The 21,521-nt window shown below is 39.5% G+C and carries 18 protein-coding genes and 1 tRNA gene; 6 read left to right on the plus strand and 13 right to left on the minus strand.

Translation table 11 applies throughout. The annotated features are described in order from the left end of the window. Both ACIQZ2_RS06705 and ACIQZ2_RS06710 read right to left on the minus strand, forming a co-directional pair. A partial coding sequence (locus ACIQZ2_RS06705; protein WP_395768082.1) for a hypothetical protein occupies window positions 1-259 on the minus strand: 259 nt, incomplete at its 3' end. Between the two features lie 131 nt (window positions 260-390). Next, entirely contained in the window at window positions 391-840 is a 450-nt protein-coding gene (locus ACIQZ2_RS06710) for a 5-fold beta-flower protein (protein ID WP_395768083.1), read from the minus strand. A 703-nt stretch (window positions 841-1,543) separates the two neighbouring features. On the opposite strand from ACIQZ2_RS06710, the gene ACIQZ2_RS06715 reads away from it, so the two are divergent. The 5 genes from ACIQZ2_RS06715 to ACIQZ2_RS06735 all read left to right on the plus strand — a co-directional run bounded on the left by ACIQZ2_RS06715 (window position 1,544) and on the right by ACIQZ2_RS06735 (window position 6,621). Then, window positions 1,544-2,410 carry a DUF3347 domain-containing protein gene (locus ACIQZ2_RS06715; RefSeq protein WP_395768084.1) on the plus strand — a complete coding sequence of 289 codons (867 nt, stop codon included), beginning with the start codon at window positions 1,544-1,546 and terminating at the stop codon, window positions 2,408-2,410. Then, complete coding sequence (locus ACIQZ2_RS06720; RefSeq protein WP_395768085.1) at window positions 2,411-2,971, plus strand: helix-turn-helix domain-containing protein; 561 nt, start codon at window positions 2,411-2,413, stop codon at window positions 2,969-2,971. 100 nt (window positions 2,972-3,071) lie between these two features. Continuing rightward, entirely contained in the window at window positions 3,072-3,785 is a 714-nt protein-coding gene (locus ACIQZ2_RS06725; RefSeq protein ID WP_395768086.1) for a heavy-metal-associated domain-containing protein, read from the plus strand. 2 nt (window positions 3,786-3,787) lie between these two features. Next, window positions 3,788-6,016, plus strand: coding sequence for a multicopper oxidase family protein (locus ACIQZ2_RS06730; RefSeq protein WP_395768087.1), 2,229 nt, complete (start codon window positions 3,788-3,790; stop codon window positions 6,014-6,016). Between the two features lie 44 nt (window positions 6,017-6,060). Then, a complete protein-coding gene (locus ACIQZ2_RS06735) occupies window positions 6,061-6,621 on the plus strand; it encodes a DUF2911 domain-containing protein (protein ID WP_395768088.1) in 561 nt (186 codons plus the stop codon). A 406-nt stretch (window positions 6,622-7,027) separates the two neighbouring features. On the opposite strand, the gene ACIQZ2_RS06740 is transcribed toward ACIQZ2_RS06735, so the two are convergent. The 4 genes from ACIQZ2_RS06740 to ACIQZ2_RS06755 all read right to left on the minus strand — a co-directional run bounded on the left by ACIQZ2_RS06740 (window position 7,028) and on the right by ACIQZ2_RS06755 (window position 10,892). Continuing rightward, window positions 7,028-7,101 (minus strand) — tRNA-Asn (locus tag ACIQZ2_RS06740). 76 nt (window positions 7,102-7,177) lie between these two features. Then, window positions 7,178-8,563, minus strand: coding sequence for an efflux RND transporter periplasmic adaptor subunit (locus tag ACIQZ2_RS06745; RefSeq protein ID WP_395768089.1), 1,386 nt, complete (start codon window positions 8,561-8,563; stop codon window positions 7,178-7,180). Between the two features lie 109 nt (window positions 8,564-8,672). Then, a complete protein-coding gene (locus tag ACIQZ2_RS06750; RefSeq protein ID WP_395768090.1) occupies window positions 8,673-10,127 on the minus strand; it encodes a TolC family protein in 1,455 nt (484 codons plus the stop codon). A gap of 96 nt (window positions 10,128-10,223) precedes the next feature. After that, window positions 10,224-10,892, minus strand: a complete 669-nt coding sequence (locus ACIQZ2_RS06755; protein WP_395768091.1) for a M15 family metallopeptidase — start codon at window positions 10,890-10,892, stop codon at window positions 10,224-10,226. Between the two features lie 46 nt (window positions 10,893-10,938). Between ACIQZ2_RS06755 and ACIQZ2_RS06760 the strand changes: the two genes are divergently transcribed. Further along, the gene (locus tag ACIQZ2_RS06760; protein ID WP_395768092.1) at window positions 10,939-12,174 is read left to right on the plus strand and encodes a nucleoside recognition domain-containing protein; all 1,236 of its coding nucleotides are present in this window, start codon (window positions 10,939-10,941) and stop codon (window positions 12,172-12,174) included. Here ACIQZ2_RS06760 and ACIQZ2_RS06765 read toward each other — a convergent pair. The 7 genes from ACIQZ2_RS06765 to ACIQZ2_RS06795 form a co-directional block, all read right to left on the minus strand. Further along, the gene (locus ACIQZ2_RS06765; RefSeq protein WP_395768093.1) at window positions 12,171-13,607 is read right to left on the minus strand and encodes a capsule assembly Wzi family protein; all 1,437 of its coding nucleotides are present in this window, start codon (window positions 13,605-13,607) and stop codon (window positions 12,171-12,173) included. The genes ACIQZ2_RS06760 and ACIQZ2_RS06765 overlap by 4 nt on opposite strands. A gap of 239 nt (window positions 13,608-13,846) precedes the next feature. After that, window positions 13,847-14,317: a UpxY family transcription antiterminator gene (locus ACIQZ2_RS06770; RefSeq protein ID WP_395768094.1), complete on the minus strand. Its 471-nt coding sequence runs from the start codon at window positions 14,315-14,317 to the stop codon at window positions 13,847-13,849. Between the two features lies 1 nt (window position 14,318). Then, on the minus strand, window positions 14,319-15,572 hold the full coding sequence (locus tag ACIQZ2_RS06775) for a nucleotide sugar dehydrogenase (RefSeq protein ID WP_395768095.1): 1,254 nt from the start codon (window positions 15,570-15,572) through the stop codon (window positions 14,319-14,321). Between the two features lies 1 nt (window position 15,573). Next, window positions 15,574-16,650 carry a GDP-mannose 4,6-dehydratase gene (gene gmd / locus ACIQZ2_RS06780; protein WP_395768096.1) on the minus strand — a complete coding sequence of 359 codons (1,077 nt, stop codon included), beginning with the start codon at window positions 16,648-16,650 and terminating at the stop codon, window positions 15,574-15,576. A 97-nt stretch (window positions 16,651-16,747) separates the two neighbouring features. Further along, complete coding sequence (locus tag ACIQZ2_RS06785) at window positions 16,748-18,523, minus strand: AMP-dependent synthetase/ligase (protein WP_395768097.1); 1,776 nt, start codon at window positions 18,521-18,523, stop codon at window positions 16,748-16,750. A 496-nt stretch (window positions 18,524-19,019) separates the two neighbouring features. Next, window positions 19,020-20,642 carry an Ig-like domain-containing domain gene (locus ACIQZ2_RS06790; protein WP_395768098.1) on the minus strand — a complete coding sequence of 541 codons (1,623 nt, stop codon included), beginning with the start codon at window positions 20,640-20,642 and terminating at the stop codon, window positions 19,020-19,022. Further along, window positions 20,635-21,519 (minus strand): class I SAM-dependent methyltransferase, encoded by an 885-nt coding sequence (locus ACIQZ2_RS06795; RefSeq protein ID WP_395768099.1) that lies wholly within the window; start codon window positions 21,517-21,519, stop codon window positions 20,635-20,637. Before ACIQZ2_RS06795 ends, ACIQZ2_RS06790 begins: the two co-directional genes overlap by 8 nt. Between the last annotated feature and the right edge of the window lie 2 nt (window positions 21,520-21,521).

Consider the following 21,521-nt stretch of genomic DNA (forward strand, 5'->3'; position numbering starts at 1 on the left):
TTGTCGGAAATTGAATTTTTAAATCTAGAGGCGATGATGCTTCATTGCGTACATTAGTCCAAAAAATGAAATAATTGTACTCTTTTCCTTTATAGGAAACGATTCCACCTCCCTTAGGTAAACTATTTGTAATACTTATTTTATTCTTGACTGAAGAATTATAGACAACTTTTGAATACTCCCAATTCTTATTTTGAACCGATTGTCCATACAAGTTCAACGACAGAAATATCAGTAAGAGAGTAAAATACTTTTTCATAAAATCTAAAAGGGTTACACTATACAAGTATAACCCTTTTACTTTGATATTGCTCCCTTAATAGGTGGAATGTTGCAGCCAAAATTATCGAAAATGTTACTCAAATAATTTTTATTCGGGTATTCTATTCACTAATGCTTGGAATGTGTTTTCATATCCATTTGGTTTTGGAAACAATGTAAAACACAGGCCACTCCTTTTAGTGATTTATGAACATTGCCAATAACTACCCCTTTGGCATCTTTGATGTTACACGTTTCCTTGTCAAAATCTACAATGGTCAAAATAATATTACCTTTTTCATCAAAATAGGTTTTCCCGTCTTTACCCATTTTTCCCATCATCTTCCCATTTTCGTCTTTTAAAACTCCATCAGCACCAAGAAACCCAAGTTTTTTACCCTTCGAATCACTAATAATTTTATCTTTCGAAACAGTACCGGTTTTTACTCCATCGAAGTATATATCCCCCTTGGAATTTAGTATCAAATGGCCTTTGCTATCTCTTACCTGCTGTGCCGACACTGAAAGCGCAATAAACATGCTGAATACAATCGACAAAATAATTGATAACTTTTTCATGATTTGTTTGTTTACATTGTTAAAACCAAACGTAACGAATTAAGTACCGCTGAACTAATTTTGCCATATGACATTCATCATCATTTCTTTCATTTTAAGAAATTACACGTTTTATCATTATTTGTGAAATTAATCTAAGAGCACTTTATTTAATTTGAAGGAAGTATTAAAATTTAGAGCCAATTAATTAAAAAATGAAACAAATTCGTAATTTAAGCGTTTTAAACATTGTGTTACAAAAATTCTACATACTGCTCATAATTACATTTCTTGGCTGTCTAACGACGCCCATGAAATCCTATGCGTGTGGAACAAAATCAAAGAAAGCGGAGAAATCTTGCTGTTTAAAAGACATGCCTGAGAAATCTAACAAAAAGGATTGTTGCAATAATCGTAAAGATACCCAACAAAAGGAAGACAATAGTTGTGGAGGGAATTGTGATAATTCTAAATGTAGTTGTCCCTCAACTTTAACTTCTCTGGTTTTGTCCAATTTTTTAGTCCCCATAGACATTAATACCTTTACGGCAAGAGAAAAAGTAAAATCTTATTATAACGAAACCTACCATTCTTTTGGTTTTGGTTACATTTGGACCCCTCCCAATATAGGCTAATTTATTGCCATGACAGCCACAGGACTGTCTCAACGGAAGCAAAATATTGCTTTAGAATCAATTATTTCTAACAGTAAAATTCTTAAAAAATGAAATCAATAAAATTATTGATGGCAATGGTATTATTGCTATCCATCTCAACATGTTTCGCAGAAATTAAAAATGCCAAAGTGGAAACGGTGCATATCTATGGCAATTGTTCCATCTGTAAAAGAACCATTGAAACGGCTGCCTATGTAAAGAATGTGGTCCAGGTAGAATGGAATAAGGACACAAAAATGGCAGTCCTTACCTATGATGAAAAACAAACAAATCAAGATGAAATCTTAAAGCGCATCGGTTTGGCGGGGTATGACAGCGACAAATTTCTCGCTCCAGACAATGTATATTCTAAACTTGAAACCTGTTGCCAATATGAACGGGCAGGAAAAGTTGTTGCAAAAGTTGAAGACGTAAAAACGGTAATACTTGCCTCAGAAGAAAAAGTTGTCGCACCAAATTTAGAGATAAAAACAGAAGGGGAGCAACTACAACTAAAAGAAGTCTTCAATTCTTATTTTGCAGTGAAAGATGCTTTAGTTAAAACAGACGGCAATATGGCAGCAACTAAAGCCATTTTACTTTTAAATTCCATAAACGCAGTTAAAATGGAAAATTTAACGAAAGATGAACATTCCGAATGGATGAAAGTGATGAAAGATTTGGTTTTTGATGCGGAACATATTTCAGAAACTAAAGATGTGGGTCATCAAAGAGACCACTTCACATCTTTATCCAAAAATATGTATGCGGTAATGAAAGTGTCCAAACAAGATGTACCGATATATTATCAATTTTGTCCGATGGCTAACAAAGGGGAAGGTGCAAATTGGTTGAGTAAGGAAAACATCGTTAAAAATCCATATTATGGCTCTAAAATGATGGGATGTGGTAAAACTGTTGAAACCTTGAACTAAATGAAGCTATACATAAAAAATATGGTTTGTAATCGTTGTAAAATGGTTGTGAAGTCTGAGTTGGAAAAACTTGGACTTCACCCAATTGACATTGAGTTAGGTGAGGTGGAAATAAAAGAAGAAAATATAGATTCCATAAAGTTTGAGGTAATAAAAATCTTTAAGTCTATTGGTTTTGAATTAATTGATGACAAAAAAGTAAGAGTAATTGAACAATTAAAAAATCTAATTATAGAATTGGTTCATCAAAAAAACAATGACTTAAAAGTTAATATTTCTAATTATTTATCACAACACCTAAATCAAGAATACAAATCTATAAGTGCCCTTTTTTCAGCAGTGGAGAATCAAACCATTGAGCAATTCTTTATCAAGCAAAAAATTGAAAAAGTAAAAGAATTGCTCATATATGATGAATTAACATTGAGCCAAATTGCCTACCTATTGAATTACAGTAGTGTTGCATATCTAAGTAATCAATTTAAAAGGGAAACAGGTTTTACAACGTCCTTTTTTAAGCAACTTAAATCAAGTAAAAGAACCGGTATAGACAGATTATAAGACAGGAAATCTTATATAATTTTTAAAAAATAACGTAACATCCCGATAGTTTTAATTTAGGAAATTTCCGTTTTAAATAACTCTGTTAAAAAACACGAATATGATACATACATATCAATTAACTGGAATGACCTGTACAAGTTGTGAAGCAAAAGTAAAATCATCGTTAGAGAGGGTTGAAAACGTAACTAAGGTGGAAGTTTCAAAGGAGGACAGTAGGGTGACAATTTCAATGGATAGGCATATTAGCTTGTCAGATTTTCAGAAAGTGTTAGATGCAAAATATACCATTTCTGCAATAGAACACATTGAATTAGAGGAGCAAGCAAAATCTTGGTTTCAAACCTATACTCCTATTCTGTTAATATTTCTCTATATCACTACTATTACATTATTAATTCAACTAAAAAACGAACAATTTATTTTAATGGAGGCGATGCAGCATTTTATGGCTGGGTTCTTCTTGGTGTTCTCGTTTTTCAAATTATTAAATCTAAAAGGTTTTGCTGAAAGTTATGTAATGTATGATGTGGTAGCAAAGAAAATACCCATTTGGGCATATTTATACGCTTTTGTAGAAGTTGGCTTGGGCATTTCTTATCTTTTAAATTACAATCCATTGATAACAAATACATGTACGTTTGTAGTCATGAGTGTAAGTATATTAGGGGTTTTGCAGTCGGTATTTGATAATAAGAAAATACAATGTGCTTGTTTGGGGGCAGTTTTTAATTTGCCAATGAGTACTGTTACAATAATCGAAGATGCATTGATGATTGTAATGAGTGGATATATGATTTTAAATTTATTTTAAACATGAGATTGATACTAATAATTGCCATTTTATTCCTTTTTTCGATAAATATATATGGACAAAATGTAGTCCGTTACGACCTTTACGTGAAAGATACCTTAGTGCATTTTGCCGGCAAAGAAAAACGTGCGATTGCGGTTAATGGTCAAATACCTATGCCAACTTTGACTTTTACCGAAGGAGATACGGCTGAAATACATGTTCATAACCAGCTTAAGGAGGAAACATCGTTACATTGGCACGGGCTATTTTTACCCAATAAAGAAGATGGGGTTCCCAACCTGACACAAATGCCTATTCGGCCAAATACAACTCATATCTATCGTTTTCCCATCATTCAAAATGGTACGCATTGGTATCATTCGCATTCAGGATTACAAGAGCAAATAGGAATGTATGGGAATTTTGTCATGTTAAAAAGACCCAATGACCCCACCTTTAGAAAGGGAATAGATGATTTACCAACACTCCCCATCGTTTTGAGTGAGTGGACCAATCTAAAACCTGAGAACATCCATAGAATGCTCCATAATGCTAATGATTATCCTGCATTGAAAAAGAACTCCGTTCAAAGTTATAGTGAAGCAATTTCTGCAGGTCATTTTAAAACTAAATTGAAAAATGAATGGAAGCGAATGTTGGCTATGGATGTGAGTGATGTCTATTATGAAAAAATATTCATTAATGGTCAACCGAGTTCACAGCTTAAAAGTATCTCAGGATACAAATTAAGAGGTGGTGATAAAGTTAGATTAAGAATTTCAAATGGTGGTGCATCATCATATTTTTGGCTTACCTATGCAGGTGGAAAAATTACTGTGGTTGCGAATGATGGTAATGATGTGGAGCCGGTTGAAGTTGATAGATTAATTATAGCAGTTTCGGAAACCTATGATGTCATTGTTACCATTCCAGCAGATAAGACTTCATATGAATTTTTAGCAACTACGGAAGACCGGACAAATTCCGCATCCATTTATATTGGGAATGGAATAAAACAGTTGAAATCACCTTTACCCCGATTAAAGTATTTTGAAGGGATGAAGATGATGAATGACATGATGAAGATGAATGGTGAACTGGATGATATGGGTATGGCCATGAGTTTAAATCAAATGGACATGAATGTGGTGATGTATCCTGAAATAACGGGCGATGCTAAACCAAAACAAGATGACAATGACCCCAATCGTTATAATGCCAATGCACTGGGAGATATTGTAACTCTGAATTATGCCATGTTGAAGTCCCCTACTATAACAGCATTGCCCAAGGCAGCTCCCGTAAAAGAATTATACTTTAAACTGTCGGGTAATATGAACCGGTACGTTTGGAGTTTAGACAATAAAGTCGTTTCAGAGTCGGATAAAATACTCATCAAAAAAGGGGAGAATGTGCGAATTGTAATATACAATGGTTCCATGATGCGCCACCCAATGCACCTGCATGGACATGATTTTAGATTACTGAATGGTCAAGGACAAAATGCTCCTTTAAAAAACATAGTTGATATAATGCCGATGGAAACAGACACATTAGAATTTAATGCGAATGTTGAGGGAGATTGGTTTTTTCATTGTCATATTTTATACCACATGATGAGTGGTATGGGGAGGGTATTTAGTTATGAAAATCAGATGCCCAATCCATTGATTCCCAATCCCAAACTTGCGCAGCGGAAACTGTTTGCAGATGACCGTAAATTTCATTTTATGGCTGAGAATGATTTTGCAACAAATGGTAATGATGGAATGGCTATGTTACAAAATACAAGGTGGAGCATTGGCTCTGAATGGCGATTGGGGTATCATGATTTTCATGGATATGAGGTAGAAACACATATTGGTAGATACATCGGTAAAATGCAGTGGTTAATGCCATTTATCGGCTTTGATTGGCGTTATAGAAAGTTTGGAATAGATGAACAGGAAACAAATATATTTGGACAAACCAATAGCAAGGACTTAAGAAGTCTTGTTACGGTCGGTGTAAATTACACGTTGCCGTTACTTATTGTAGGACAAGCTGAAATCTATCAAGATGGAAATATTCGTTTTCAACTTATGAGAGAAGATATGCCAATTACCAAACGACTTAGAATGAGTTTTATGCTTAATACCGATAAGGAATACATGGCCGGTTTTCGTTACATCGTAAACAAAAACATGGGAATTACATCGCATTATGATAGTGATATGGGATTGGGAGCTGGAATTACTTTTTCGTATTAAAAACTTTTAAATTGTATATTGAGAGAATTCAAAATAACAAAATCATGAAAAAAATCATTGTTTTAAACCTCTTGTTGGCATTTCCTATTGGTGTTTTTGCCCAACACCAAAACCATCAACCCCCAGCCGATACCAGTAAAACAGCGGTCAAACCCAAAAGTCCCAAAATGACCGCAATGACAATGGTAGGCACAAATCATGTACATATAGAATACGGTTCACCGAGTGTGAGAGGGCGGAATATTTGGAATGGTTTAGTTGCCTTCAATCAAGTATGGTCATCGGGAGCTCACAAAGCTACTTGGATAGATTTTGGTCATGATATAATGGTTGAAGGTAAAGTTATTACAAAAGGTAAATATGGATTTTTTACTATTCCTGATAGAGAAACGTGGACTTTGATTTTGAGTAAAACGTGGGATATGCACTTATCGGACGATTATAAAGAAGAAAATGACATCATCCGAATTAAGGTAAAACCCTTCAAAAGCGATAAATTAGTTGAAGCCCTTACGTATGAAGTAATGCCGACCAATGCTAACGAAGGCAAAATAAAATTGAGCTGGGAGTATTTGAGCGTTGAGTTTCCGTTTAAAAATAAGTAAATGATTTTGGGGGAAGAAATGAGCGAAATCAACTAATTTAACCCGTATTGCTATGAATAGTCTTGGTCAGAAAGCACCCAAGGGCTATGGCTGATTAACTAATCCAAAATTCATCTATTAGGAGATTTGCGGGATAAATCATTAATTTTTATCATTGGAAAGCGACATTTACTTCCTCCAATTTACAGGATGATTTCTCTCTTTAAAAAGTTGAAACCGGATTGACTAAAACCAACTCTTGGCACATTCTTGGCACAATTTGAAAACCACAGGTATAACTCTCAACTAAAATAGTCAAAAAACACTAAGCCCTCTACTGGGCTTAAACCAAGAAAATCGATGAATAGAAGAAATAGAGAATGATTATAAACAAAAAAGTCACCATTTCTGATGACTTTTCTAATTGCTCCCTCTCCTGGGCTCGAACCAGGGACCCCATGATTAACAGTCATGTGCTCTAACCAACTGAGCTAAGAAGGAATATTGTTCCTATTGGGACTGCAAAAATAGGGGGCTAAATCATTAAATGCAAGATAGCCCCCTGTTTTTTTTGTTTTTATTTCTTTTCCGCCTTTTTAGCGTCCTTTTTCTTCACGACTTCGCCTTCCTTCAGCTTCTTAGCAACCGTAGCATAAGGACCTGAAATGATCTCCTGACCCTCCTTCAATCCCGAGATAATCTCAATATTCTCAAAGTCTGAAATACCCGTCTTCACAACTACCTGCTTCGCCTTGCCTTTCTCTTCCACAAACACCACTTCCTTCGTGCTCTCCTTGCGCTTCTTAGCCGTGTTGGCGTCTTCCTGCGTTGTTACTACAGCCTCGTCTCCCCCTGACTTACCATCGCCTTCTTTCGTTTCCGTAGGTGCGCCCAACTCGCGCGTCGTTACCGATGATAAAGGCACCGTTAAAATATTCGTTTTCGTATTTGTCAATATCTCCACCGATGCCGTCATGCCCGGTTTCAATGGATACGATAATTTACCCTGTATCAAATCCGCATACGAACTACGCAATACCCGAATCTTCACCTCAAACTCCGTTACCGCATCCGTCGTCACCGAAGCTGCCGTTCCCGACGAATTCGCCGAACTCGCCACCTCATAAACAACCCCCTTAAACTTACGCTCTGACGATGAGAATGCATCCACATCAATCAATACCGTATCTCCTAAACTCACCCGCGTTATGTCATTCTCATTCACATTCACACGAACCTCCATGTTGTTCAAATTCGCAATGCGCAACATCTCCGTTCCTGCCATTTGCGACGTTCCCACCACACGCTCCCCTAACTCTACATTCAACTTCGAAATAATACCACTCTGTGGCGCATAAATCGTCGTTTTCGTTAAATTGGTCTTAGCCTCTTTAAATGCCGCCTCCGCTGATTTCACGTTAAAATTCGCAGCCTTTACATTAGCTTTCGCCGCTTCCAAATCTTGTTTGGCAACTAAATAGGCCGACTGGAATTGATCAAAATCAGAATCTGATATCACCTTATCCTTATGCAAGCGATCATTCCGATCAAAGTCGATTTTTGCCTTGCTTAAGCGCGCTTCGCTCTGCGCCAATACCGCCTTGCTTTGCTCCGAACCAGCTTTCTGCGCATTCACTTGCGCCTCTGCACGAGCTAATAATGACACATAATTGTCCGGACGAATCTTCAACAATTCCTGCCCAGCTACCACCGAATCTCCCTCCGCAACATTCAATGAAACAATCTCTCCAGATACATCCGGCGATACTTTTACCTCAACCTCCGGCTGAATCTTTCCTGATGCAGAAACCTTCTCTACAATCGTTGCCTTCGCGACTTTGGCAAACTCCACCTCCGTAGGCTCCTCTTTTCCAATCCACTCCATCTTCTTCGCCAATGCCAAACCTCCAAAAATCAATATCACCACACCAGCAATGATAATCCATGTTTTTTTGTTATTCATATTCTTAATTGTTAATCAGTCCTAATTGTAGAGACGCGATACCTCGCGTCTATTTTGCAAAAAATAATTTAAAATAAAGACGCGAAGTTTCGCGTCTCTACTAGTAACTCTAAAATGTCAAGCTCTTCCCTTGGTAAAAATCCAAAATCTTCGTCCGAAATACATAATCATATTTCACCTGAATCAATCCCAAACGCGCCTTATCCAAATTCGTTTTCTGTAAATTATAACTCACAAAATCAATCGTTCCCGCATTAAATCGGCTTTCTGATGCCCGGAAACTTTCTTCTAAAGCCGATACTTGCTGGGCAGACGCCTCATATTTATTCGCCGCATTCAACATATTTACATACGCCTGTTCAATGTTTTGACGCAATGTCAAACGCGCACGCTCTGCTTCAATCTCCGCATTTTCCTTTTGCAAGCCCGCCTGCATAATCCGCGTGCGGTTCGCATACTTGGCGAAAATGGGAATATTTAAATTCAAAGATATCACCTTGTTCTGTGTATTGTTCAACTGATCAAAATAACCCACCGTCGCTCCCTCGCCATACTTAGGCTGGGTCGTAGATACCGGATAATTCGTTCCTCCTATCGCAACTGATCCCAAATTAACCGTCTGAGTTCCCAAAAATTCAATCGTCCGCAATGCATTTGATTGGTTCGCTGACCAACTTCCACTCATCGAAAGCGTAGGCAAACGAAAAGCCTTGGCCACATCCACACTCTTCGCTGCTCCCTGAACCCGAAAATCAGCCGCCCGAACCAAAGGTTGAATCTCTAGGGCTTTGGCGTAAACTTCATTCACAGATACATCATAAGCCTTAGATGAAGGAACCGGAACCTGAATCCGCTGTAAATCAAACGCCTGAATATTCGAATCGTTTAGTAATTGTAACAAGGTTAATTTATTGATGTCCAAAGTACTTTGGAACGAAACCACATTCGACTCTTCATTGGCGAGCTGTGCCTTCAAATCCAAGACATTTGATACCGGTAAAGTTCCCGCAGAAACCAACTTCTGTGTCCGTTCAATCTGTAATTTCGTGATCTCTGTTTGAGCTTTGGCAATCGCTAATTGATCCTCCGCATTCAATATTGATAAATAAGAAAGAACAACCTGTAACGCTATATTCTCACGCATCGATTGCAAATCCTGTTGCGTCGCCTTCAAGGCAAATTCATTTTGTAACACCGTGTTTTTCAGTTGGCCACCATTAAACAAAAGCACGTTGGCATTCAACCCCACATTATTAAAATTAATATTACGCGAATCAAACCCGTTGGTAAACGGATTTAGCGAACGACCAAAACTCGCCGCCTGATTAATATTGCCCCCCAATGATGGCAATTGATTAAATTTTGCTTGCTGGTAACTCAACTCCGCATTTTTCAGGCTTACCTCATACGACTTAACCGTCAAATTATGCTGAAGTGCGATGTCCACCGCTTGGCTTAAACCTAAATGCACCAACTGCGCATTACCCTGAACAGCTGTCTGCGCTTGCGCTACCCACGACATTCCTGCCAACAAGGCTACTGAAAAATATTTTTTGATAGACATAGGCGTCAAAAGAATTAGATCACAATAATACATAAATGGATTGGGAGCAAACTTGATTTTTGGATAAACGGCAAGAGTCGCTGATAAAATCCGCGATTACTGCACCACAGGAAAACGGCGTTTGGCTTCTGCACGTGAAAAAGCATTAAAATGCCACCACTCAAATTCAATGCGCATAAATCCCGCCGACTGCATCGCTTCTCTTAAAATAAGGCGATTTTTATAGGCTTGTTCACTCAGCTTGCCAGCAGCCAACATCGCTTTTTCTTTGGAAGGATAAGCCAAATCACCAAAAAAATCATACTTCGTTCCCATATCTAGGGGTTTTCCATTTGCATCCGCAACGGTTAAATCAAGCGCTGAACCGTAATTGTGTATAGAATGCTGCGTGGGATTAGCAACGTATTTTTGGCGTTCCGCAGGCTTATACTGTGTCAGTGTATTCCACAATATCCATTGTATAGACAAGGGGCGGGCAGCGTCGTAAATCAACAAATGATATCCCGGATGTTTTTTTTCAAGCGAAGCCTGCGCTTTGTTCAACATATGAAGAACCGGCTTTTGAACGTAGGCATGTGTTAGGCATCCATAAACATCTCTTCCCATGAAATTATCTGCCGTTGCGTATTTCAATTCAACTAGCACCCGGGGGGCATTTGATGTAACTTCTAAGAGGCCCTGTTTCTCCATGGCAAGCTCATAAGAACAGGTTGTTTTTTGCGCATAAGCAGCAAAGGAAAGTAGTAGGATGACAATCGTCCGCATATTAATCCGAGATTTTCCCTAAATTTAACCAAATTTCCTCGACCCTATGGCATTAAATTGGATTTGGTTTTTATTCTTTGGTGTGGCTTTTGTTGTCGCGGTTATTCAATACCTTTTCTTCGGCAATTCCGAAATATTCAAAATTCTCGTTGATGGCATGTTCGATTCAGCGGAAATAGCGGTGATGAAAATTGCCTTGCCGCTGGCCGGAGTAATGACCTTTTTTATGGGGATTTTACAAGTAGGCGAGAAGGCCGGTGCTATTCAGTTTTTGGCCAAACGAATCGGACCCTTTTTTACCCGCCTGTTTCCTGAGATTCCCAAAGATCACCCCGTCCATGGTCAAATGATTATGAACTTTTCGGCTAATTTGTTAGGCCTCGATAACGCAGCAACACCTTTCGGGCTGAAAGCCATGCAGAGCTTACAAGAGGTAAATCCCAACAAAGAAACAGCATCCAACCCACAAATCATGTTCCTGGTGCTGCATTCGGCTGGCCCGGTTTTAATTCCCTTGAGTATCATGGCTCAAAGAGCCATTTACGGCGCCCAAGATGCCTCGGATATCTTCATCCCGTGCCTCATGGCAACCTATGCAACAACCATAACCGGTTTGATTATTGTTTCGATAAAACAAAAAATCAATTTATTGGAACCTGTACTTTTCGCTTGGCTAGCAGGTTTAACAGCCTTTCTTGGCGGAATATTATGGTATTTTAGTTCCCTGCCAAAAGAGGCCATCGAGATACAATCCAAAGTAATTTCAAACGGCATACTCTTCTTGCTCATCTTCTCTTTTATCGCCGCAGCGATGCGTAAGAAAATTGACATTTTCGGAACCTTTGTTGAGGGTGCCAAAGGAGGCTTTGAAACCTCGGTTAAAATTATTCCCTACCTCGTGGGGATGTTGGTCGCTATTTCCTGTTTGCGTAACTCCGGTGTTTTAGGCTATATGGTGGACGGAATCAAGTACTTGGTGGATTTGTCAGGCATCGACAACCGCTGGGTAGACGCCATGCCTACCGCCTTATTACACCCTGTCAGTGGCAGCGGTTCGCGTGCCATGATGATTGATACCATGAAAACCTTTGGTTCTGATTCGTTTGTTGGCCGACTGTCTTGTGTGTTCCAAGGTTCCGCCGAAACTGTCTTGTATGTGGTAGCGCTGTACTTTGGATCGGTTCAGGTGCGCAATATTCGCTATACCTTATGGGCGGGATTGGCCGCCGACTTTGTTGGAATTGTAACGGCAATTTGGGTAAGCTACTTGTTTTTTGCTTAATTCAAAGGCACGATTAAAGACACGTTCCCTCCGATAACATCAGGTTTCCAGCTTCCTCTGTCGGCACCTAGCGTCGCCTTGAGCTGGGTATTGTATCCCATTAGTTGAAGGGGTCTTTGCCATTGCAGGCCAACGGAATACTGCTTTTTTGCAGGAATATTTTCTTGACCAAACCAGCCTATCGAATTAGACATTGATCCTCGAAGCATAAAGGCATTTTCGCCTAATTTGGCCTCCACGCCCATATAGAAGGACTCCACCCGGTTGTTGTCGTAAAAGGTGCCATCGGTATTTGTCAGGTCGGTTTCAGAATCAAGCGTCAACATAGGCGTTCCCAACCCCATGCCATTATAGGTCCAGCCATCTCGATAAACGGCATTATTAAAGTAATTGTCTAGTCCACGAAAGACGCTAGAACCATTAAAAACCGAGCCTCCTTGTGAGGTGGTATTTAGGTATTCGATAACAACTTTGATAATTCCTTGATCTGCTTTCTGGGTGAACGCTACCCCGTGTAGCCCATCCGTAATATTATTACCATAATAAAGCGAGCCGTCTTCATAAATACTCTGACGATAGAGAAACAATTTGGCCTTTTTCCAATCAATTTCCATCCCTACGTCAATTGTCCCCAAGTGGTTTCCAAGGCGATTCCAGCCATCATTTATGCCGTAGGTGGCGGTATCTCCGCCGACCACGTTCATACTTTGGCCTGTAATTATGTAAAAATAATCCTTCGGGCTACTCGCTATTTTTCCATTTTTCGCTGAGAAATTGCCCGGGTCAGCATATTTTAGCTTGCCGCCCCACTGAACCTGATGATTAAATCCACCATAAAACTTGAAAAGACCATTCGGCTTGCCTAATCGGCCATAAAATGATTTTTGGTGCAAATAAAAATTGGACACATCGCTTCGTTGGTTATCGAACCACCCGTGCGCATAATTGCCCTTAAATCCCACAATTCCCTGAACGAATTTAGGAGCCCAATAATCCTGCACAACTAAATTAATCATGGGCATGGGTAACGCATTCCCCGACCAGATAATAGACCCCGAACTTAACGTGGAATCCATTAATCCTTGTAATTGTTTTTTGCGTCCCGCTTGTAACTCAAATATACCAAATCGGCCATTTAGATATGCTTCCTGCAATAAAACATCTGCACGCGTTTCCGCTAAGTTGACCAAGGCACGAACACCATAGCCCCAGCTCGCGCGTTTATTAACCTGCACAAAATCGCTAAATGAAACCGCTGCGGTCGCATAGCTTTCCTTTGTGGGAACTGCGCCGTATTGATTCGCGCGCAACCAAAAAGGCATATATTTACCACTAGAAATACCGGCTCCCAACTCAAAACTCGGCGCTTTTTTTTCTTGTGCAAGTGCACAAAAAGCCATTAAAAGAAAAAAGAATGTCGCGCAAAGACGCATGCAAAAAGATTTAGGACCGCAAAATACAAAAAAAGAATTAAGAGTTGAGAGCTTTTGTGATTGTAGATAGGCACAGTATCGCGTCTAACAGGATATGCTCCGTATTATGTAGAGACGCGATACCTCGCGTCTACCCTCGAAGCTTTAGAAAAAAGATAGACGCGAAGTGTCGCGTCTCTACTATTGCCGCATTCTCATTAAGCCTACGGACTATCGACTTAGACTGACGACTGGCAACTCTATTCCACCCGCGCCACCAACTCAAATCCAAGCGAATCGATGCGCAACCTTACCTCGTGTCGGTTTTTTATCCCGGTTACTTCGGCCTTTTGACCTTTCAGGGCACCCGCATCTATTGTGATAAAATCGCCCACCTGTAAGGTATTTCCCAAAACCTCAACTGAAGCGTGTTCTGATAAAAATTGCTGGATGGCTACAATTTCGTCATCTTGAATGACGGCGGGCTTATTCAGCCAGTAGACAAAATTGACAACACCGAGCGTTCGGCGAACGACTGCACTTTGCATAGCCAAATCAATGTTAACAAATACATAAGAACGAAAAAGGGGTTCTTCTGTGACCTTCCGCCGGTCCGACCATTGTTTTTCCTGTCTTTTAACTGGACAATAGGCTTCTATTCCTTCCTCTCTTAAGCGCAAGGCCACTTTTTTCTCCGTGCGAGATTTCGTGTAAACCGCATACCAGGCCATGCTATAATCGCGCGTCTACGATGGATTTATCCAATACGGATTTGATATCAAAAAGCACCCCATCGTGGGCTTTTAATTCGCTGTACGCGAGATCTAAAAATTCACGATGCGCAACGGTTAAAACAATCGCATCATAGGCACGACCCAATTCCGAAACAAGACTAATTCCGTGCTCATGGGCAACCTCTTTGGCATTCGCCCACGGATCGTAAACATCTACATCCATACCAAAATCAATCAACTCGTTGTAAATATCAACCACGCGGGAATTTCGGATATCAGGACAATTTTCTTTGAAGGTAATTCCAAGCATTAAGGTCTTTGCACCACCTATTTTCTTGCCTTTTTGAATCAGTAGTTTGACCAACTTATTGGCAACAAAAATTCCCATGTTGTCATTAACCCGACGGCCGGACAGAATAACTTGTGGATAATAGCCCAAACTTTCTGACTTATGCAATAAATAATAGGGGTCGACCCCAATACAGTGGCCACCAACCAATCCGGGCTTAAAATTTAAGAAATTCCATTTAGTTCCTGCCGCCTCCAGCACCTCGGTGGTATCAATGCCCATCCGATCAAAAATGAGTGAAAGCTCATTTACAAACGAGATATTAACATCTCGCTGCGCATTTTCAATCGCCTTGCTTGCCTCTGCAACCTTTAATGAAGAGGCCTTGTGAGTGCCAGCTACAATAATCGACCGATAAAGCTGATCCACCCATTCCGCTATTTCGGGTGTGGAGCCTGATGTCACTTTTTTAATTTTAGTCAAGGTATTTACCTTATCCCCAGGATTAATGCGCTCCGGCGAATAGCCACAGAAAAACCCTTGATTAAATGCCAATCCTGAATATTTCTCGAGTACCGGTACGCAGTCTTCCTCCGTGCAACCCGGATAAACTGTTGATTCATAAATCACAACATCGCCCTGCTTCAAGACCTTTCCAATCATCTCAGAGGCTTTCAACAGTGGGCCCAAATCCGGTTTTTTAAAATGATCAATCGGAGTAGGAACCGTAACGATATACGTATTACAAGCCGCTAAATCAGCAGGCTGAGAAGAAAAGCGGAGGTTTTTTGATTCGGCTAATTGGGCCGCGTTTACTTCTTGGGTACGATCCTGGCCCAACTGTAATTCAGCAATACGCGACACGTCAATATCAAAACCGAGTGTCGGGTAGCGTTTACCAAATTCCACCGCTAGCGGGAATCCCACATAACCTAAACCTATGATAGCAATCGATGGATTCATCTTATTTGGTAAAAAGTTTTACGTCTGACGCCATCATGTCTTTCACCAAAGCCGGTAAATCATATTGTAATTTCCATCCCAATTTTTCCTTTGCTTTTGTTGGGTCGCCAATCAACAATTCCACTTCCGTAGGGCGGAAATAGCGCGGATCTACGGACACGACCTCTTTGCCTAATTCTACTTGATACAGGGGGTTATTACATGCTGCAATTGTTGCCACTTCGTTTACACCTTCGCCGGAAAATTTAACTTCAATCCCTACCTCACTAAATGCCATGCGAATAAAATCGCGAACGGTCGTCGTAATTCCTGTCGCAATTACGAAATCCTCTGGTTTTTCTTGCTGCAAAATCAGCCACATCGCCTCAACATAATCTTTCGCATGTCCCCAATCGCGCTTCGCATCTAAATTTCCTAAGTACAACTTATCTTGTTGGCCCAGCGCAATCTGCGCCACACCTCGTGTAATTTTACGCGTAACAAATGTTTCGCCTCTAAGTGGAGATTCATGATTAAATAAAATCCCATTCACCGCAAACATGCCATAGGCTTCGCGGTAATTCACCGTAATCCAATACCCATATAGTTTAGCCACCGCATATGGCGAGCGCGGATAAAATGGTGTTTTTTCAGACTGGGGAACTTCCTGCACCAACCCATATAACTCAGAGGTTGAGGCTTGATAAATCTTGGTTTTTTGAGTCATTCCCAACAAGCGTACCGCCTCTAATATGCGCAAAGTTCCTAATCCATCTACCTGCGCTGTATATTCTGGTTCGTCAAAAGAAACTTTTACATGGGACATCGCGCCCAAATTGTATATTTCATCCGGCTGTACATCTTGAATAATTCGAATGATGTTAGTTGAATCACTTAAATCGCCGTAGTGTAAATGGAAATTAGAGGAGTCTACATGCGGATCTTCGTATAAATGGTCAATCCGCTGCGTATTAATTAAAGAACTCCTTCGCTTAATACCATGAACAACGTAGTTTTTACTCAACAACAAATCTGCCAAATAGGCTCCATCCTGACCCGTAATACCCGTAATTAAGGCAACTTTTTTATGCTGTGACATACATCCAATTAAATGACTCCTTGCGGAATGTTTTTCAAACCCCAAAATTACGAAAATTTAGCCGAGCACTAAAGTTAATTCGTGAAAACACATTCATTTATTCATACAAAGCCAATATCGCTTTTTCGTGCTTCGCATAAATTGCCTTTCTTTTCAACTTTAAGGTTGGCGTTATTTCTCCGTCTTGAACGGTAAACAGACGCGGTAATAAAACGAATTTCTTAACCTGCTCGTACTTCGCAACCGACGCCATGGTCGACATCATTTCTTCTTCAATTTTACGAATAACGTCCTTATTTTGAATGAGCTCTTCAGGCGTGCCATCTGCAATTCCATGTTGTTTACACCACACACCCAGCGCAGCAAATTCTGGAATAATTAATGCCGCAGGGAATTTTTGACTCTCACCTACCACCATGCACTGCTCAATAAAAGCGGACTCCTTAAGTTTATTCTCAACCAATTGCGGCGCGACGTATTTACCGCCCGACGTTTTAAATATTTCCTTTTTGCGATCCGTAATTTTCAAATACTTTCCTTCTACCATCTCGCCAATATCACCCGTATGGAACCACCCATCTGAATCAACAGCCTCAGCGGTAGCCTCTGGATTTTTATAGTAACCTACCATAACCGAATCACCACGAACACAAATTTCACCATCCTCGGCAATTTTTAATTCCATACTATCAACTAAAGTTCCCACACATCCGATTCTGAAGTCGGGCGGACTAACCTGTGAAACCGAAATAACAGGCGAGGTTTCTGTTAAACCATATCCCTCACTTACCGGAATACCCGCAGCCCAAAATACACGAGATAAACGAGGCTGTAACGCTGCTGAACCTGATGCAATCAAGCGCACATTTCCACCCAAAGCCTCGCGCCACTTACTGAAAATTAATTTGCGATAAAATGCCAATTTAAGTGAGTCGATTAGGCCCAACTTCACCATAGGGTCATACTGCAAACCAAATTCTATTGCACCAAAAAAGAGTTTACGCTTAATACCCGTTAACTCATTTCCCTTCGCCAAAATTTTATCATAGACCTTTTCCAACAAACGCGGTACCGAAGCAAACATAGATGGTTTAACCTCTTTGATATTATCAGCGATGGTTTCCATGCTTTCAGCATAATAAACCGACACGCCATAGGACATGTACATGTAAATGTCTGTACGCTCGTAAATGTGACATAACGGTAAGAAACTTAGTGCCTTATCATCTGAAGCTAACCCGAAAAATTTACCCCGGATCAAAGCCTTCACATTGGAAACAATGTTGTGATGTGTTAACATAACCCCTTTGGGTCTGCCAGTCGTACCTGAAGTATAAATCAACGTCAATAAATCACTGGGCTTTACAGCATCCTGCAAAACCTTTATGGGTGACCTATCCATACCAACCCCTGCGTCTTTAACGTCTGTCCACATATCGGCTCCCTCCACAGGATCAAACGTAAAAATTTTCTTAATTTTCTTATTTCCTTTCGACGCTTCTTTTGCTTTTAAATATAATTCTTCCCCTTCTACGAAAACATAGCTAACTTCTGCATTTTCAAAAATGAAAGAATAATCCTCAACCGTAATGGTAGGATACATGGGCACGGAAACAGCGCCAATCAATTGAATACCAAAATCTATAAAATTCCATTCAGGTCGGTTACCTGAAATAATAGCTACCTTATCTCCTGGCTTAATCTTCAATGACAACAAACCTAGCGCTACATCATGAATCGTATCGATGGCTTCTTCCGAACTGTACTTTCGCCATTCGCCATTTCGCTTCATGCAAAACAAATCGGATTTATGAAGCTGGTCATAAATAGGTAATAAATCAAAAACGCGGGTGAAATTGTTAAAGTCTAGCATAGATTTAGTTGGTTGATACTTATCCCAAAGTTAATAAAACAGCTACTTCATTTGCATTTTTATACGATTTTTTTGTACGAAGGCTTCTTTTGTATGTATTTATCCACAACTTATCCACACTAGTACCTATTAAATTATGCTATTTTATCTTTATTATAATAAAATAACGTATTTATATATAAAATAACACCAAAAGTGAAATTAGACGCTAACTAATTTTAACATTCAATCTTTATCCACATACATAATTTAAAAAAAGAAAAACTTTTTAAAATCTTTTCTTTGTTTCTCTTTGTTGTTCAATGTGGAAAAGTGGATAAGTCAAATATAGGTTTGTAAATAGCTTATTATCAAACCTATATATTTTTTAGAAGCACCCTTTCGTTGTGGATAACATTTTGTCTATCCGTGGATAAGTCTGGACTTATGCACATTGTCAACAAGGCTGTTCATTTTATCCACATTCGTCAACAGTAATTGTGGATAAAAAGCGGGTTTATTCGGGACTTATCAACAGATCCGTAATCTGGAAATTCGCCTTTAACTTAATTTTGGTAGGAAAGAAATAGATGGATTCGGGTTTTTCTTTTGTTCTAAAGTTGCCTAAATCCCAAAGCCCATTTCCATTACGATCTTCGATAGCCCGTAATTCATATAAACCGGGTTCAACATGCGGAAAGCTGAAGCTATTGGAGGATTTTTGTTGGTAGGCTATGGACTTATTGTCAGATTTAATCAATTGGAAAATAAACTTACCTTGCTTTACATTGATGCCTCCCGAGATGCTGCCATAGTTCTCTAAATCTTGAAATTCAAATCCCTGGGTAAATACTTGCGATGAATCTTTTTCCACGGATACAAATGCATGTTTAGCAAATTTTAAATCAAACTTTTGGCGCAAAGGCAAATATCCTTTGTCAATGCTCAATTCATTCACATAGCTATTCCAAGTAAAAGCTTCATCCGGCAATTGTATTTCTTCGTCAGGACCGCTAATGAACGAGATTAGCTTGGTATTAACGTAAGCAATAGGTTTTGGAAATTTGATAATAATCGAATCGCTAGGACTTAGAAGTTGACTACTCGCTGGCAACACTTCGATTCGCATGGGATTGTTGACAATTTTCTCTTTTTTGTTGGACTCCCTAAATTTTACCTTTAGTGCTAGTGTGCTTACGCGGTTTAAGGAATCTGTAACGATGGCAGATATACGTACGGTATCTTGATGTTCCACGTTTCCTACATAGAATCGCAGGTTACGATTATTTTCAACCTGATAGGCGAGTGTTTTTGGTTGGATGTCTAATGATTTAACACCACGCGACAGCTCATACAAGACTGTTTTCGCTGTACTTGTTGTCTTGTTTATTTTAATTGGATCTTGATTTTGCAAAGCAACTCTGAAATCCTGAGTTTGGTTCTTGTTCAAATCGATAAAATCTTGTGTAATGAAATCGACAAGTTCTTTATTCGAATTGTATAATAGGTTATTGTTGATGTCGGCAAACGCAGCCATATAGTACTTGCCCGCGGCAACGTTTTCGATTTGATAAATTCCAGAAGTGTCTGTTTTTGTAAAATAATACGGTTTAACCTTGTCTATTCGCAAGGTGTCTGTATATGGATATAGGCCAACCAAAACCGATTCTAGCTTTTTATTTGTTTCCAGGTGTTTTACTTGCCCGCTAATTTGTAAGGAGTCGATGTCTGAGCCGGTACTAAAAACAAGCTTGATATTTTTACCAATGTTTCGCTCCGACACATCTTCAATGGCATTTCTAAAGTTGAAGGTATAGGTTGTATTTTGTTTCAGTGTTGAATCCATGATCAGCGTAATTCCCATTGGGCGGATTCGCGTATCATATGTGCCTACGTTTGGGGTAATTAGCAATTCTTGATTTAGGTTGCGCACTCCAACGTATTCATTAAAGTTTAACTCGACTTTTTTGCCCGAATAGTTTTTGCTCTTGTTTAAGGGAATACTTGAAACAATCTTGGGCGCTAATGTATCTTTCTTGCCACCGGGAGGGCTAGCCGTTTGTGCACAACGCTGAAACATGCTTAAGCTTAAGAGCATGATAAAGAAAGCAAAGGCTAATTTTGACAAGTATTTAGGCATGTTCAAAAATATAGATATTACTCGAATAATTTCCCGTTTTGAAAAAAGCCAACACGTTTGAAAGTAGCCCGATGAGAAACGAAGAAAGAAGTTTTTTCTTCCCCGTTTTGTATTCGTGACTCAACAGGGCAATGTAAAAGCTATCAAAAATTTGACCGCGCTGGGTTTTTAATTTAAACCCATGTTTTTTTGCGACCGATTGAATTGTTTCCGGGTTGAAATGGTAAATGTGACGCGGCACATCATAAGCCGCCCAAAATTCTTTGAAATAGGTAGCATCATAAGAATTGGAATTTGGCAACGCCAAAAGCAATTTCCCATTTGGGGCTACTCGGTTTTTAAAGAATTTGAAATACGCATCAAGCTCATATACATGTTCTAGTACATGCCACAGGCTGATTAACTCAAATGTAATGTCATTTGGAATAGCTTCTAAATTTGGATAGATGCTTTGTTGGGTTAAAGCCGCCGCGCGCGCTGCCGTATCGGGATCTAGTTCCATCCCATAGGTATTCCAACCGCTTTGTTGGCATGCATGCAAGAAGTGGCCATTTCCACAGCCAACGTCCAACAAGTTTTTTGAGCCTTGTTGGCAGCCTTGTATCAAATGGGTTTTTTGTTTTAGCGTAATGTTTCTAACGGCGTGGTAAAGCTTATTGACAAGCCCCTTTTGTGTATTGCTGTGCGAAATATAATTCTCAGACTTATAGAAATAGCCAGCTTGTTCAGCTTCTGGTCGAGGATTAGTAAAAAGTAAATTACAGGAAGCGCAACGAACAATATCAAATGTGTTCTTCGAAACGGTATAATCTTTGGCCTGTAAAACGCGTGTCATTTTTTTCTCTCCACACGCCGGACAACTTTTTAATGTTTCCATAA

This window comes from Aquirufa sp. (assembly GCF_044342065.1).
In the GTDB taxonomy this organism is placed as follows: domain Bacteria; phylum Bacteroidota; class Bacteroidia; order Cytophagales; family Spirosomataceae; genus Aquirufa.